This window comes from Maritimibacter sp. HL-12 (assembly GCF_900177545.1).
Classification (GTDB): domain Bacteria; phylum Pseudomonadota; class Alphaproteobacteria; order Rhodobacterales; family Rhodobacteraceae; genus Sinisalibacter.
In genome coordinates, this window is sequence record NZ_FXBQ01000001.1 from 2,886,405 (window position 1) to 2,900,098 (window position 13,694).

A 13,694-nucleotide genomic window follows, 5' to 3' on the forward strand; every position below is an offset into this window, starting at 1 on the left:
CCAAACCCGTCGCCCGTTCGTGCCCGATAATGGGGGGGGGCGCAAGAGGCCGGCGGGCGGCTGTCGCCGGTTCGGGGTGGCCCCGCACGTGGCCATTCCGGCGCAGGTGGCTGGCCAAAACCGCGCCTGTTCGCTTAGGCTGGGGCAAAGCGTGAGGGACGATGGCAACGCGGGACGATCTGGAACACTGGCTGGCGCGCACGGCGCAGGGCGACCGTGCCGCCTTCGGGGCGTTGTATCGTCACACCTCGGCGAAACTTTTCGGCCTCGCCTTGCGTATCTTGAAGGATCGGGGCGAGGCGGAAGACGCGCTGCAGGAGATTTACGTCAAGGTCTGGCACGCGGCGGGGCGCTACCGGGTGAACGGCTACAGCCCGATGACCTGGCTGATCACGCTGGCGCGCAACCACGCCATCGACAAGGTGCGGCGGCGGCGCGCGGGCGGGGGCGCGCTCGACGACGTGGCGGAGCTGGCCGATGCCCGGCCGGGGCCAGAGGCCGAGGCGGTGGCGCGGTCCGAACGCGGGCGAATCGAGGCCTGTTTCGATGAACTCGACGCCGATCGGGCCGAGGCGGTGCGCCGCGCCTATCTCGACGGCGAGAGCTATGCCGATCTGGCCGAGCGCTTCGCGGTGCCGCTCAACACGATGCGAACATGGCTGCGCCGCAGCCTGTTGAAACTGAGGGAGTGTCTCGAACGATGACCGGGGCCGAAAAGTCGGACGACGACCGCGCGCTTGCGGGCGAATATGTGCTCGGCGTTCTCCCGCCTGAGGAGGCGCGGGCGGCGTCTGCGCGCATCGCGACCGACCCCGAGTTCGCCGCGCTGGTTGCCGAGTGGCGGGCCGATCTGGCCACGCTGGCCGACGAGGTCGAGCCGGTGGCACCGCCCGCGCGGGTCTGGCGCGCAACCGAGCGACGGCTGTTCGGGCGCGCGCGGCGGCGCTGGTGGGCCTGGGCCGCCCCGGTCGCGCTGGCCGCGGCACTGGCGGCGGCGGTGGTTTTCTGGCCCAGCTTTGCCCCGCGCGCGCCGGTGCCCCCCGCCGCCCCGGCCTACCGCGCCGAACTGGTCGCGCAGGACGGCGATCTCCGACTTGCGGCGGCCTACGATGCCGAGGCCGGAACGCTCTTTGTTGCGCGTGAAGGCGCGGCCGCACCGGTGGGGCGCGCGCTCGAACTCTGGATCATCGCGGGCGACGATGCCCCGGTTTCGCTCGGCGTGCTGCCCGACGACCCGGCCACGGTGGTGATGGTGGCGCCGGAGTTGCGCGCCGCCCTCGACGGCGCGGTCCTGGCGGTGTCGGACGAACCCGCGGGCGGCTCGCCCACCGGCCAGCCCACCGGCGCGGTTCTGGCAACCGGCGCACTCACGGAGGCGTGATGGCGTTGTGATCGGCGGCGTGAAACTCGCCGCCGCTTCCTTGCGTGGTTTCTGGCGTTCTCGGGCAATCGGTTCGGGACCACCACAGAAACGCACCCAAGGGAGTCAGACATGTTTCGCAAGACCTTTCTCACCACCTCCACCGCCCTCGCGCTCGGCCTTGCCGCGCCGGGCATCGCGACGAGCCAGAGCGACACCGGCAACCCGATGGTCGGTGGCGCCGCGATGTTCCCCGACAAGACCATCGTCGAGAACGCCGTGAACTCGGCCGATCACCAAACCCTCGTCGCCGCGGTCACCGCCGCAGGGCTTGCCGAAACCCTCTCGGGGGAGGGCCCGTTCACCGTCTTCGCGCCCACCGACGCGGCCTTCGAGATGCTTCAGGGTGGCACCGTCGAAACCCTGCTGATGCCGGAAAACAAGGACCAGTTGGTGGAAGTGCTCACCTGCCACGTGGTCGCGGCAAACGCGATGTCGGACGCGATCATGACGATGGTCGACGACGATGGCGGCGCGCATGACGTCGAGACCCTGGGCGGCTGCACCCTGGAGGCCAGCTACAACATGGGCACCCTCATGCTGACCGACGAACGCGGCCGCACCGCGAGCGTGACCATCGCCGACGTGCGCCAGTCGAACGGCGTGATCCACGTCATCGACAAGGTGATGCTCCCGGCGATGTGACCCGCCGGAGCGAAACCGGGTCGCGCGGCGTCCTCCTGCAGCGCGGCCCTTTCCCCGGCCCGGGTCTTTCCCGTTCGACAGATGCCGGGGGATGGCGGCGGCGGATCTGGATGTCCCTCCTGGCCCGTCGTCGCCTGACCGCCGCCGCAGTCGCAAGCCCGCGCGAGGTATCCGACCGCGACGACTCACGGCGGCGTGCATTGCCGGGACCGGGGGCGCGTGATAGCGCATCGCCATGAACCGGCCCGCTCTCCTTCTCGCCCTGATCGCCGTTCCCGCGATGGCGCAGGACATCACCCGCCCGCTGCGCGATCCCGCGCTGGTGCCGCTGCCGATCGAGACGGTCACGCTCCTTCGGCTCGGCGCGCGCAATGTTTTCGACAGCTACGCCGCCACCTTCGACCGGCTCGCGGTGACCGGCGATATCCCGGTGATCGGCCCCCGCGTGACGCTCGAAATCCGGGCCGCCGCGGACCGCGCCCGGGTCTTCCTCGGCTGGACCCAATACGACCTCGACGGCGACGGCATGATCCGGCGCACCGAGTTCGACCGTCACGCCGGGATGAGCTGGGGCGACAACCTCGGCGTGCGCGAGCTTGCCCTGCTCGACGCCGAATGGACGGCGGCGGACCGCAACGGCGACGGCGAAGTGGGCCTTGACGAGATCCACGCGCTTGCGCTCGAGATGCACCCGGTGCCCGACATCGGCCCGCTTGGCCCCGAAGGCGAGGCAATGCTGCTGATGGACCTCGACAACGACGGCTTCGTGACCTGGGACGAGGTCGAGGCGGTGCTCGCGGCGCCGCGATGATCGTCACGCAGGCGTGATCGCGCGACCCCGGCGGGCAGGATAGAACGACAGGATCAACACGAAGGGGGCGCGATGAGACTGACACGATGGATCGGCGCGGGCGCGCTGGCGCTTCTGCTCACGGCTCCGGCCACGGCGCAGCAGACGGACGGCCACATGCACGCACACGGGGCCGACGGCACCGGCCATGACGAGGTGACCATGCCCGGCCTGCGCGGCCGCGATGCCAGCGCCGAGGAAAGTTTCGAGATGGAGGTGCTGTTCCGAAACTTCCCGGCCATCGACCGCGAGGTGACCAACCTGCCCGACGGCATCCGCACCCACACCTTCACCGAGGATCCGGAGCTTCGGGCGGTGGTGGTCAGCCACGTGGTGGGCATGATTGCCCGCGTCGAAGAGGGCCGCGACCCGCAGGTGCTGATCCAGAGCCCGACGCTCGACATCCTGTTCCAGCGCCGCGCCGGCATCGCCACCGAGATCGAGGCGACCGAGACCGGGATCGCGGTGACCCAGACCTCCGACGATCCCGAGGTGGTGGCGGCGCTCCAGCGCCATGCTTCGGAAGTGACCGACATGGTCGCGCGCGGGATGCAAGCGGTCCATGACCGGATGATGGTGCAGGCGGCAAACTGACGCGGCACCGCCGATCACCGGGAAAATGGCCAGCCGATGCCCGGCACCCAACCGTCGCGCTGCGCCCGAAAGGCTGTTCCGATTGCCGGAAAACGCCGGGCAAAAACCGCGATCTGACCTGTTTTTTCTCAGCGTGCCGGGTCCGGTTCCGGCTGGCCGGGGGCATGAAGACGGGTCGCGCGCCGGGTTTTTCTCGAACCGGCCCCGGTTTTCTGCCGAATGCGCATTTTTCCGCGGCATGAATGCGCCAGATCAAGGCATCCAATACATTTAAAAATCAGAATACGAGTGATGGCCGCGGTCGAGCAGAGATGATCCGCCGCGCGCCGCAAGCCGGGGGAGGAGAGCGATGTCCGACCGGAATGCGACAACGTCCAGTGGCGGTTTTCGCCGCGTGCTCGACGCCGAAACAACCGCCGATGCGCGCCTTGCGGCCGGTCACGAAGAGGCGGCGGCGATCCGCCAACGGGCCCGCGCCGAAGCCCGCGCAATCGCCGCCCGCGCCGACCGGCGGTTGCAGGCGCTGCACGCCGACATGCAGGAAGACATTGGCCGCGCCAAGGCGCGGATGGTGCAGGCTTTCGAAGCGGCGCGGCGCGATCTTTCCGCGCCGCCCGACGAAGCCCGCGTGCAGGTTGCCGCCAAGCACCTCGCGCGCCGTCTGGCGGGGATCGACAGCTCATGAGACAGGCCGGTTTCGCATATGCCCAGGCGCGGATGCAGGCCCGGTTCGCGGCCCGCCCCGAGGCGGCGGAGTGGCAGATGATCGAAACCGGCCGTGATCTTGCCCAAGGACTCGACGCCACAAAGCGCACGGGCCTTGCGGCTTTCGTGGCCCGATTGGGGCGCGACAGTTCGCGCGAGGCGGTGGAGTCGGGGTTGCGGCAAGCTTGGGCCGATCTCGTCGCCGAGGTGGCGCATTGGGCGCCCCCGTCCTGGCGCGCGGCGCTGGAATGGGTGGCCCTCTTGCCGCATCTCGGGCTTGCCGACGCCGAGGGGTCGCTGGCCTTGCCGGGGGGCGAGGCGCTGGCGACAGCCATCGAGGATGGCGCGCGCCCCGGTGCGGCATGGCAAGCGGGCCTTGCCGCGCGCCTGCCACGCGGCGGGGCGGCTGCGCTTGCGCCGCTCAATCCGCTCATCACAGCCTATCTCGAAGGCCCGCCGCGCGCACTCACCGAGAGATGGGCGCTGATGCGGGGGCTTGAGCGCCTGCTGCGCGCCCGCGCGGGCGAGCCCGCCGCCGCCTTCGCCTTTCTCGGGCTGATGGCGCTCGATCTCGAACGCTTGCGCGGCGCGCTCCTGCTCGCCCGGCTGTTTCCGGTCACCGGCGAGGGGGAGGCGGCCTGATGTTGCGCCCGCGCCCGACGACATGGTTCGAACTGCTCACCAGCCGCCAGCATTTCGCGCTGGCGATGCAGGTGCTTGCGGCCAGCGGAGCGGCGCAGCTCGAAGCCCGCCCGCTCGCCGGGTCCGAACCGGTGCTGCCGAGGCTCGAGGAATTCTTCGCCGCCTTCCACGCGCTCGAAGCCGATTACGGCGGCTATTGGCCCGAGGCGCGCGGCCATGCCGGGCTGGCGCTCGAAAACCCCATCGCGGTGCTTGAGGAAACCCTCGCCCGGCTCGAAAGCTGGGCGCAGGCGGCCGATCGGATCATCGCCGATATCCGCGCCTGCGAGGCGCGGCTGGGCGAACTTGCGCTGATCGGCGAACTGGTCGAGGCCGTACCCGGCCACCTGCCGCTCGCCCGCCTTGGCGCGGGCGGCGGGCGGCTCGTCGATCACGCGATCTTCTTCCTGCCCGCGCCGGTGCCGGATCTCCCCGATATCGGCGCGGCGTTCAGCGAGCTTTTCCCGACCGACCGCGGCGGCTTTCTCGTGGTGCTGGCAGAGCGTCACGCAATGGCGGGGCTTGCCGAGCGGCTGGCGAGCTTGCGGGCAACACCGGTGCCGCTGCCCGAATTCCTGCGCGATGATCCGGCGGGCCATGCCGCGCAGGTGCGCGTGCACAGCGCGGCCGTCGCCGAGACCTGCAGCGTGCACCGCGAGCGGCTCGACGAACTCGCCGAGGAAACCGGCCTTGCCGGGCTGCTCAACCGCGTCGCCGTGCTCGAATGGCTCGCCGCCAACGCGGGCGACATCACCGCGAGCCGCCACGTCATGCGCATCACCGGCTGGACCCGTGACCCGGGCGGGGCCGAGATCCGCGCCGCGCTCGACGCCGCCGAGGTGGATTACGCGTTGACGCTGGGCGAGGGCGCGCCGGGCGATCCGCCGATGGTGCTCGAAAACCCGGGGTTCCTCAAGGCCTTCGAGTTCTTCCCGCGCCTGCTCGGCGTGCCCGCCGATCGCGAGGTCGATCCCTCCATCGTTACCGCGCTGATCGCGCCGGTGCTGTTCGGCTTCATGTTCGGCGATGTCGGGCAGGGCGCGGTGCTGGTGCTGGTCGGGCTTCTGCTGCACCGCCGCATCCCGCTGCTGTTCCTGCTGATCCCCGGCGGGATCATGGCGATGGTGTTCGGCGTGCTGTTCGGCTCGGTGTTCAGCATGGAGGGGATCATCCCCGCGCTCTGGCTGCACCCGCTCGACGAGCCGATCACGGTGCTCGCCGCCGCGCTGGCGATCGGGGCCGGGCTGCTCGCGCTCGCTATCGCGCTCGACATGGTGCAAGCGGCATGGCGCGGCCAACTGATGCGCTGGATGGCCGGGTTTGGCGGCGTGACGCTGGCCTGGGCCGGATTGCTCGCGGCCTTCGCCTTCCCTGCGCTGGCCTGGGGCTTGCCGCTGGGGCTGGCGCTCACGCTCGCGGGTGCGCGGAGCGCAGAGGGATGGTCGCCCGCCGCGGCGGGCAAGGCGGCGGCGGAATTCGTCGAAACCCTGATGCGGCTGCTCGTCTCCACCGTCTCTTTCGCCCGGGTCGGCGCCTTCGCGCTGGCGCACGGAGGGCTTTCGGCGGCGGTTGTGGGCGTGGCCGATGCGCTCGGCGGCGCCGGCTTCTGGATCGCGCTGCTGCTCGGCAACCTGCTCATCCTCACGCTGGAGGCGCTGGTGACCGGCATCCAGACCACCCGCCTGATCCTGTTCGAGTTTTTCATCCGCTTCTTTCACGCCGAGGGCCGCGAGTTTCGCCCGCTTTCGGCACCGGGCCAACATCTCAGAGAGGGAACCCCATCATGAAACGCATCACCGCCCCGTTCATCGGCCTCATCGCGCTGGCGCTGCCGCTCGCCGCCGCGCTCACCTATCTCTGGCTCGGCCCTGCCGCCGCCCAGACCGCCGCCGAAGCCGCCCCCGCCGCACCCCACGCCGGGATGGCGATGATCGGCGCGGCGATCTCGGCCGGGCTTGCCTCGCTGGGTGCGGCTTACGCCGTGGCGGTGGTGGGCAGCGCCGCCGTGGGCGCGCTCACCGAGAAGCCGGAACTGCTCGGGCGGCTCCTGATCCTCGTCGGCCTTGCCGAGGGGATCGCGATCTACGGGCTGATCGTGGCCGTGCTGATCCTGAACGCGGTGTGAGCGATGCGCGAGATCGTCTTCATCGGCGACGAGGTGACGGCGGCGGGTTTCCGGCTCGCGGGCATCGAGAGCTTTGCGCCCGACCCCCAGGAATTGGTCGCGTTGGTCAAGGCCGAGGCCCCCAAGGCGCGGGTGTTGATGATGACGGCGGCGGCGCATGCGGCGCTGCCCGATAGGTTCGCGCGCGCGCTGGAGGCCGAACCGGCCCCGCTGCTCGCGCTGGTGCCGGACGCACAAGGGCATGTGGGCGTGCCCGACATGGAGGCCGAGGTGCGCCGCGCCCTCGGGATCGAGGTGTGACATGGACGATGTGAACAGACCCGACCGGTCCGAGGCGCTGATTGCGCGGATCGAGGCGGAGACGGAAGCGGAACTGGTCCGGATCCGCGCCAAGGCCGAGGCGGAGGCGGCGGCGGAGGTGCAGGCCGCCCATGCCCGCGCCCGCGCCCGGGTGCACGAGGAGATCGCCGCGCTGAAGCGAACCCGCGCCGAGGCGTTGCGCTTTGAGACCGCCCGGCTCGACACCGCGCGCCGGCAGTTGCGCGGAACCGAGGCGCGCGCCGAGATCGAGGCCGGGTTGCCCGCGCTGGAAGCCGCGCTCGCAGCCCTCTGGAATGAGGCGGAAACGCGGATGGGTTGGGCGCGCGCGGCGCTGCGGCTCGGGGCCGACCGGTTCGGGCCGGGCGACTGGGTCGTGACCCATCCCGGCGATCTGACCCCGGACGAGATTGACAGGCTCGCGCGCGAGGTGAAACAGGCCACCGGCACTGCCCCGGGGTTCGAGCCGGACCCGTCGCTCGGCGCAGGGCTGCAGGTCCGCGCCGCCACCGCCTGGCTCGATGCGAGCCTGGCCGCGCTGATCGCCGACCGCGAGGCGACGGGCGCGGCGCTGCTGGCCGAGATCGCGCGGGCGAAGGAGGGCAGGGGATGACACAGGCGATCATCACATCCGTGGCCGGGCCGGTAATCCGGGCGCGGCGCGAAGGCGGGTTCAGCCTCGGCGAGGCGGTGCATGTCGGCGAAGCCGGGTTGCTCGGCGAGGTGGTGCGGCTCTCGGGCGACGAGATCACCGCGCAGATCTACGAAGACACCACCGGGCTCGCCCCGGGCGATAGCGTCGAAGGCAGCGGCCTGCCGCTCTCGGTGCGCCTCGGGCCGCACCTGCTCGGCAATATCTACGACGGGTTGTTGCGCCCGCTCGCCGCCGAGGATGTCGCGCAGCGGTATCACCTGCGCCCGCTCGTCGAGCCCGGCGAGAGCGTGCGCGCCGGCGAGGCGCTCGCCGAGGTCGAAGGCCCGGCAAAGGCGCAGGTCCTGCTTGTGCCGCCCGACATCTCCGAAGCGAAGCTCGACCATATCGAAACCGGGGAAGCCACGCTCGACGATGTCGTGGCGCGCCTGACCCTGCCCGATGGCACCTCCCGCGAGATCGCGCTTGCGCATGACTGGCCGGTGCGCCGCCCGCGCCCGGTGGCCCGCCGCCTGCCGCCCGACGAAATGATGGTGACCGGCCAGCGCATCCTCGACAGCCTGTTTCCGATCGCCCGCGGTGGCCGCGCCGCCATTCCCGGCGGGTTCGGCACCGGCAAGACGGTGCTTCAGGAAACCCTCGCCAAGTGGTGCGACGCCGACGTGATCGTCTATGTCGGCTGCGGCGAGCGCGGCAACGAGATGGCCGAGGTGCTGCACGAGTTTCCCGAACTGGAAGACCCGCGCACCGGGCGGCCCTTGATGGAGCGCACGGTGATCGTGGCCAATACCTCGAACATGCCGGTGGCCGCGCGCGAAGCCTCGATCTACACCGGGGTGACGGTGGGCGAATATTTCCGCGACCAGGGCTTCAACGTCACCCTGATGGCCGACAGCACCTCGCGCTGGGCCGAAGCCTTGCGCGAGGTCTCTGGCCGGTTGGGCGAATTGCCCTCCGAGAGCGGTTACCCGGCCTACCTTTCCTCGCGGATGAGCGAGTTCTACGAACGCGCGGCCTCGGTAGAAACGCTGGGCGGCACGCGTGGCTCGCTCACCGTGATCGGGGCGGTCAGCCCGCCCGCGGGCGATTTCTCCGAGCCCGTCACCAGCCACACCAAGCGTTACGTCCGGACCTTCTGGGGGCTTGATCGTGGCCGGGCGCAGGCTCGCTTCTACCCCGCGATCCACCCGCTCCAGAGCTACTCGGAAGACGCGGGCGGCCTTGTCGACTGGTGGACGGCGCATGGCAACCCGAACTGGCGCACCCAGCGGTCGCGCATCCTCGACCTGCTCGAAGCCCAGGCCGGGCTTGAACGGATGGCGCGCATCGTCGGCAAGGACGCGATGCCGCCCACGCAACAGCTCACGCTGCTCTGTGCCGGGTTGGTGGATGATGCCTTCCTGCGCCAATCCGCCTTCTCACCGACCGACCGCACCTGCCCGCCGGACAAGCAAACCGAGATGCTCGGCGCCTTGATGCGGTTCTTCGATCTGGCCGAGGCGGCGGTGGCGCGCGGCATGAAGGTGGAGGCGATTGCTGGGGCGAGGTTCTACCGCCGCCTCGCACGGATGGGCGAGGAGATCGCCGATGGCGATCCCACCCGCTTCGCCGCCCTCGTCGAGGAGATGGAAACCGAGTTGGCCGGGCTTGGCCGGGAGGTGAGTGATGCGGTTTGAGCTTGGCGCGGGCGGCGCGGTCACCGCCATCGAGGGGCCGCTGGTGTTTCTGCGCCGGGTGGTCAAGGCCGGGCTGGGCGAGGCGGTGGAGGTCGAGGGCGGCGATGGCCGCGCCCGGCTTGGTCGGATCGTCGCGCTCGACGAGGAAGGCATCGTTGTTGAGCTTCTGGAGAGCACTGCGGGCCTCGGCATCGACGACGTGACCGTGCGCTTTCGCGGCGAACCGATGACCATGGCGCTCGGGCCGGGGCTGCTTGGCCGGGTGTTCGACGGCGTGGGGCGCGCGCGCGACGGCGGCCCCCCGGTGCCCGAAATGGTGCGCAGGCGGGTCGATACCGGCACGATCAACCCCGCCACGCGCGGCCTGCCGAAGGACTTCATCGAAACCGGCGTGTCCTCGATCGACATCCTTAACAGCCTCGTGCGCGGCCAGAAACTGCCGATCTTCTCCGCCGGGGGCCTGCCGCATGACCGGCTCGCCGCCGGCATCGCCCAGACCGCGCGGCTGCGCGGCGAGGATGAGGCGGGTTTCGCCGTGGTTTTCGCGGGCATCGGTGTCAGCCACGACAGCGCCGAGAGCTTCCGCGCCGCGATGGAGCAATCGGGCGCGCTCGAACACACGGCGATGTTTCTCAACCTCGCCTCCGAGCCATCGGCCCAGCGCCTGCTCACCCCGCGCTACGCGCTCACGGCGGCGGAATATCTCGCCTTCGACGAGGGCCGCCACGTCCTCGTGATCCTCACCGACATGACCAACTATTGCGAGGCGCTGCGCGAGGTGTCGGCCAGCCACGGCGAGATTCCCTCGCGCAAGGGCTACCCCGGCTACATGTATTCCGATCTCGCCACCATTTTCGAGCGCGCAGGCTGGATCAAGGGCCGGGCGGGCACGCTCACCCAACTGCCGATCCTGACCATGCCGGCAGATGACATCAGCCACCCGATCCCCGACCTCACCGGCTACATCACCGAAGGCCAGGTGGTGCTCGACCGAGCGCTGGAGCACCGCGGCATTTACCCGCCGGTGAACGTGCTGCCCTCGCTGTCGCGGCTGATGGATCAGGGCATCGGTGAAGGCTACACCCACCCCGATCACCCGGCGCTCGCCCAGCAGCTCTTTGCCGCCTACGCCCGCGCGGCGCGGGTGCGGGTGCTGTCCAGCGTCGTCGGGCGCGACGGGCTGACCGAAACCGACCGGCTCTATCTCGATTTCGGCGACCGCTTCGAGGCGGAGTTCGTGAACCAGGGCGCGATGCGCGGCTTCGACGAGAGCTTCGCGCTGGGATGGGAGATCCTCGCGATGCTGCCGCCGGGCGAGCTTGCGCGGCTGTCGGATGCGCAGATCGAGGCGCATATCGCGCCGGTTCTGGCGCGGGCCGAGGCGGAGGCGGGCGATGGCTGAGATCATCGCCACCCGCGGTGCCGCGCTCGCGCTGGCCGAGGAAAAGCGTTTCATCGAAACCGGCTACGAGTTCCTCGATGAAAAGCGGATGTTGCTCGCCGCCACCCTGTTGGAGGAACTGGCGGCGTGGCGCGCGGCGCGCCATGACTACGACGAGGCGATGGCGGCGGCGGTCGCGGCGCTGAAGGCGGCAATCGCCCGCCACGGGTTCGAGGCGCTGGCGCGCTACCCGGCCGGTGACGGGCAGGGGGAGGGCATGGCGTTCGCAAGCCGCAACTTCCTTGGTCTCGGCCTGCTGGAGCCGCCCGATGCCACCTGGCATCCGCCCGAACCGAGGCCTGCGCTCGACGCCTCCGAGGCGGCCGAATCCTGCCGCGCTGCCTTCGCTGTTCTGGTGCCCCATGCCTTGCGGGTGGCGGCCCGCGCGGCCAATATCCGGCGGCTGATCGCCGAATACCGCGCCACCGAGCGGCGCGCGCGGGCGCTTGAGAACGTGATCCTGCCGGAGACCGCCGCCAGTCTTGCCGCGATCACCGAAAGCCTCGACGAGAGCGATCAGGAAGAAGCGCTGCGCATAAGAAATGCCCGCCGTTGACGCGGGTCATGCTGCGCTGCCGCGTCGGATTTGCTTGCCTGACCGTCACATATCGAAATATGGCGGTATGATGATGTGTCCGGTGGCAAACGCCCCGCGGGTGCGCCAATGGGCCGGGAGGCCGGGGAGGACGGATGTATCGACGGGTTAACAGCGGCGGCTTCATCGGCGCGATGACGCTCGGAATCGTCATCGTGATGGCGGTGTTCACTTGGGTGATGTGGGGCATGTCGCGGCAGGTCTACGTGATGACCGACGTGATGGTGGAGCTCAACGGCAGCTTCAAATCCATGGTTATCGACATGAGCGGGATGACCGAGAACATGGTGGCGATGCGCGACAGCATGGAGCGGATGGATGCCACCATGAGCACGCTTTCCACCGATATCGGCGCGATGAACACGAGCATGGAGGGAATCACCTCCAACATGGGCGAGATGACCGCGATGATGGGCGGGATGACCCGCTCAATGCAGGCGATGACGGTGAGCATCGGGCAGATGACCAATGATGTCGGCCGCGCGTCCTACGCCTTCTCGAACCCGATGTCCTACATGTTCGGTGGCGGCCCCTTCCCGTTCTGAGAAAAACGCTAAGGTTATTGATAACTCATTGATCTTGTTTGCCTCTGGGTGTGCAGGCGCGGACTTCTGCGGGCCAGACTACAACTCATGCGGGAAACCGAATGCCGACGCATGCCCGTCGAACCGACTGGTGATTCGTTCAACGATTATCGCGATTTGACCTGTGTCATGGCGAGAAACTGTGCGTTGCGAAAAAAAACGTAATGAAATTGCCGATTCTCATGCTAAGGGATAATAATATTCCGATTTGTGCACATGTAGTGGCGATCAAATGTATTGAGGTCAGGGGGCAGGCATGAGCAGGGTGCTTAATTTTTCGGCGGCTTTGGCGGCTCTCGTCTTGGTTGCGCCGGGATTGCATGCCCAGTCCGCTGCTCCTGCCGCACCGCAAACCCAGTTTCTCACCGCCCCGGTCGCGACCACCCAGATCGGCGGCAGCGCCACCGTCGGCGGCACCGTGATCCCGTTCAAACAGGTTACCCATTCCGCGCAGGTGCCGGGACAGGTGATCTTCATCGCCGGGGCCGAGGGGCATCATGCCGCCGAGGGCGATGTGCTGGTGCGAATCGGTGATGCCAACCTCGCCGCCCAGCGCCGCGCAGCCGAAAGCCAGGTGCTGCAGGCCGAGGCTGCGGTCCGCAATGCCTACATGCAGTATTCGCGCGAACTCTACAGCCCGCGGGTCAACTCGATCACCGGGATGCCGGGCATGGGCGCACCGGCGCTGTTCGACCAGTTCTTCACCCGCGGCTTCGCCTCTGCCGCCGGGCAGACCAATCCCGGCCTCGAACGCCAGGCCGATCTCTACGGTGCCGGCGTCGGCGTCGATCAGGCGCAAAGCGCGCTGACCTCGGCCCAGGCCAACCTCGAAGCTCTCGATGCCTCGCTGAAGGATTTCCAGTCCATCGCCGGGTTCGACGGGGTCGTGATGGCCAAGCACGTGGAAGTGGGCGACACGGTGCAGCCCGGCATGCCGCTCGTCTCCTATTCCTACGTCGATTACCTGCGCATCGAGGCCGACGTTCCGGTGCGCCTCGCGGCGGGGCTCTCGGTGGACATGCTGGTGCCCGCCCGTCTCGATGCCGGCGCGCAGGTCGAGGCGCGGGTTGCCCAGATCTTCCCGGTGGCCGATCCCGGCCGTCACACCGTCACCGTCAAGTTCGATCTGCCGCTCGGCACGGCGGGCGGGCCGGGGATGTATGCCGAGGTTACCGTGCCGGACGCCTCGGTGCCGACCCAGAGCCAGACGGCGGTGCCGCCCGAGGCGCTGGTATGGCGCGGCAGCCTGCCGTCGGTCTTCGTGCTCGACGCCGGGCGGCCTTCGCTCAGGATCGTGCGCGTCGGCTACCCGCTGCCCGACGGGCGGATATCGGTGGTGTCGGGTCTTTCGGGTGGCGAGGTGGTTGTGCTGAACCCGCCGGCTTCGCTGGTTTCAGGCCAGTAAGCG

16 protein-coding genes are annotated in these 13,694 nt (G+C 69.4%); all 16 read left to right on the forward strand.

From position 1 onward, the window contains the following. The first annotated feature begins 161 nt into the window (after positions 1-161). The 16 genes from B9Y97_RS14280 to B9Y97_RS14355 all read left to right on the forward strand — a co-directional run bounded on the left by B9Y97_RS14280 (position 162) and on the right by B9Y97_RS14355 (position 13,691). Entirely contained in the window at positions 162-704 is a 543-nt protein-coding gene (locus B9Y97_RS14280; protein WP_085527372.1) for a sigma-70 family RNA polymerase sigma factor, read from the forward strand. Further along, positions 701-1,381, forward strand: coding sequence for an anti-sigma factor (locus tag B9Y97_RS14285; RefSeq protein ID WP_085527373.1), 681 nt, complete (start codon positions 701-703; stop codon positions 1,379-1,381). The genes B9Y97_RS14280 and B9Y97_RS14285 overlap by 4 nt, the downstream gene beginning before the upstream one ends. A gap of 111 nt (positions 1,382-1,492) precedes the next feature. After that, the gene (locus B9Y97_RS14290; RefSeq protein WP_085527374.1) at positions 1,493-2,065 is read left to right on the forward strand and encodes a fasciclin domain-containing protein; all 573 of its coding nucleotides are present in this window, start codon (positions 1,493-1,495) and stop codon (positions 2,063-2,065) included. 235 nt (positions 2,066-2,300) lie between these two features. Continuing rightward, on the forward strand, positions 2,301-2,876 hold the full coding sequence (locus tag B9Y97_RS14295; RefSeq protein WP_085527375.1) for an EF-hand domain-containing protein: 576 nt from the start codon (positions 2,301-2,303) through the stop codon (positions 2,874-2,876). Positions 2,877-2,948: 72 nt separating this feature from the next. Then, positions 2,949-3,509, forward strand: coding sequence for a hypothetical protein (locus B9Y97_RS14300; protein WP_254900928.1), 561 nt, complete (start codon positions 2,949-2,951; stop codon positions 3,507-3,509). A 349-nt stretch (positions 3,510-3,858) separates the two neighbouring features. After that, a complete protein-coding gene (locus B9Y97_RS14305) occupies positions 3,859-4,194 on the forward strand; it encodes a hypothetical protein (RefSeq protein ID WP_139828322.1) in 336 nt (111 codons plus the stop codon). After that, a complete protein-coding gene (locus B9Y97_RS14310) occupies positions 4,191-4,856 on the forward strand; it encodes a hypothetical protein (protein ID WP_139828323.1) in 666 nt (221 codons plus the stop codon). The genes B9Y97_RS14305 and B9Y97_RS14310 overlap by 4 nt, the downstream gene beginning before the upstream one ends. Beyond that, positions 4,856-6,682 (forward strand): V-type ATPase 116kDa subunit family protein, encoded by a 1,827-nt coding sequence (locus B9Y97_RS14315; RefSeq protein ID WP_085527378.1) that lies wholly within the window; start codon positions 4,856-4,858, stop codon positions 6,680-6,682. Before B9Y97_RS14310 ends, B9Y97_RS14315 begins: the two co-directional genes overlap by 1 nt. Continuing rightward, positions 6,679-7,020: an ATP synthase subunit C gene (locus B9Y97_RS14320; protein WP_085527379.1), complete on the forward strand. Its 342-nt coding sequence runs from the start codon at positions 6,679-6,681 to the stop codon at positions 7,018-7,020. Before B9Y97_RS14315 ends, B9Y97_RS14320 begins: the two co-directional genes overlap by 4 nt. A gap of 3 nt (positions 7,021-7,023) precedes the next feature. Then, positions 7,024-7,320 (forward strand): V-type ATP synthase subunit F, encoded by a 297-nt coding sequence (locus B9Y97_RS14325; RefSeq protein ID WP_085527380.1) that lies wholly within the window; start codon positions 7,024-7,026, stop codon positions 7,318-7,320. Position 7,321: 1 nt separating this feature from the next. Continuing rightward, entirely contained in the window at positions 7,322-7,951 is a 630-nt protein-coding gene (locus B9Y97_RS18180; RefSeq protein ID WP_085527381.1) for a hypothetical protein, read from the forward strand. Next, a complete protein-coding gene (locus B9Y97_RS14335; protein WP_085527382.1) occupies positions 7,948-9,666 on the forward strand; it encodes a V-type ATP synthase subunit A in 1,719 nt (572 codons plus the stop codon). The genes B9Y97_RS18180 and B9Y97_RS14335 overlap by 4 nt, the downstream gene beginning before the upstream one ends. Then, positions 9,656-11,068: a V-type ATP synthase subunit B gene (locus tag B9Y97_RS14340; RefSeq protein WP_085527383.1), complete on the forward strand. Its 1,413-nt coding sequence runs from the start codon at positions 9,656-9,658 to the stop codon at positions 11,066-11,068. The genes B9Y97_RS14335 and B9Y97_RS14340 overlap by 11 nt, the downstream gene beginning before the upstream one ends. Next, positions 11,061-11,663: a V-type ATP synthase subunit D gene (locus B9Y97_RS14345; protein ID WP_176224381.1), complete on the forward strand. Its 603-nt coding sequence runs from the start codon at positions 11,061-11,063 to the stop codon at positions 11,661-11,663. Before B9Y97_RS14340 ends, B9Y97_RS14345 begins: the two co-directional genes overlap by 8 nt. A 134-nt stretch (positions 11,664-11,797) precedes the next feature. After that, the gene (locus tag B9Y97_RS14350; RefSeq protein WP_139828326.1) at positions 11,798-12,247 is read left to right on the forward strand and encodes a hypothetical protein; all 450 of its coding nucleotides are present in this window, start codon (positions 11,798-11,800) and stop codon (positions 12,245-12,247) included. A 295-nt stretch (positions 12,248-12,542) separates the two neighbouring features. Beyond that, positions 12,543-13,691, forward strand: coding sequence for an efflux RND transporter periplasmic adaptor subunit (locus B9Y97_RS14355; RefSeq protein ID WP_085527386.1), 1,149 nt, complete (start codon positions 12,543-12,545; stop codon positions 13,689-13,691). Positions 13,692-13,694: the final 3 nt, after the last annotated feature.

Excerpts from the sequence above, each read along its gene's own strand:
- B9Y97_RS14280 (WP_085527372.1), top strand. The coding sequence starts at position 162 with ATGGCAACGCGGGACGATCTGGAACACTGGCTGGCGCGCACGGCGCAG.
- B9Y97_RS14285 (WP_085527373.1), top strand. The coding sequence starts at position 701 with ATGACCGGGGCCGAAAAGTCGGACGACGACCGCGCGCTTGCGGGCGAA.
- B9Y97_RS14290 (WP_085527374.1), top strand. The coding sequence starts at position 1,493 with ATGTTTCGCAAGACCTTTCTCACCACCTCCACCGCCCTCGCGCTCGGC.
- B9Y97_RS14295 (WP_085527375.1), top strand. The coding sequence starts at position 2,301 with ATGAACCGGCCCGCTCTCCTTCTCGCCCTGATCGCCGTTCCCGCGATG.
- B9Y97_RS14300 (WP_254900928.1), top strand. The coding sequence starts at position 2,949 with ATGAGACTGACACGATGGATCGGCGCGGGCGCGCTGGCGCTTCTGCTC.
- B9Y97_RS14305 (WP_139828322.1), top strand. The coding sequence starts at position 3,859 with ATGTCCGACCGGAATGCGACAACGTCCAGTGGCGGTTTTCGCCGCGTG.
- B9Y97_RS14310 (WP_139828323.1), top strand. The coding sequence starts at position 4,191 with ATGAGACAGGCCGGTTTCGCATATGCCCAGGCGCGGATGCAGGCCCGG.
- B9Y97_RS14315 (WP_085527378.1), top strand. The coding sequence starts at position 4,856 with ATGTTGCGCCCGCGCCCGACGACATGGTTCGAACTGCTCACCAGCCGC.
- B9Y97_RS14320 (WP_085527379.1), top strand. The coding sequence starts at position 6,679 with ATGAAACGCATCACCGCCCCGTTCATCGGCCTCATCGCGCTGGCGCTG.
- B9Y97_RS14325 (WP_085527380.1), top strand. The coding sequence starts at position 7,024 with ATGCGCGAGATCGTCTTCATCGGCGACGAGGTGACGGCGGCGGGTTTC.
- B9Y97_RS18180 (WP_085527381.1), top strand. The coding sequence starts at position 7,322 with ATGGACGATGTGAACAGACCCGACCGGTCCGAGGCGCTGATTGCGCGG.
- B9Y97_RS14335 (WP_085527382.1), top strand. The coding sequence starts at position 7,948 with ATGACACAGGCGATCATCACATCCGTGGCCGGGCCGGTAATCCGGGCG.
- B9Y97_RS14340 (WP_085527383.1), top strand. The coding sequence starts at position 9,656 with ATGCGGTTTGAGCTTGGCGCGGGCGGCGCGGTCACCGCCATCGAGGGG.
- B9Y97_RS14345 (WP_176224381.1), top strand. The coding sequence starts at position 11,061 with ATGGCTGAGATCATCGCCACCCGCGGTGCCGCGCTCGCGCTGGCCGAG.
- B9Y97_RS14350 (WP_139828326.1), top strand. The coding sequence starts at position 11,798 with ATGTATCGACGGGTTAACAGCGGCGGCTTCATCGGCGCGATGACGCTC.
- B9Y97_RS14355 (WP_085527386.1), top strand. The coding sequence starts at position 12,543 with ATGAGCAGGGTGCTTAATTTTTCGGCGGCTTTGGCGGCTCTCGTCTTG.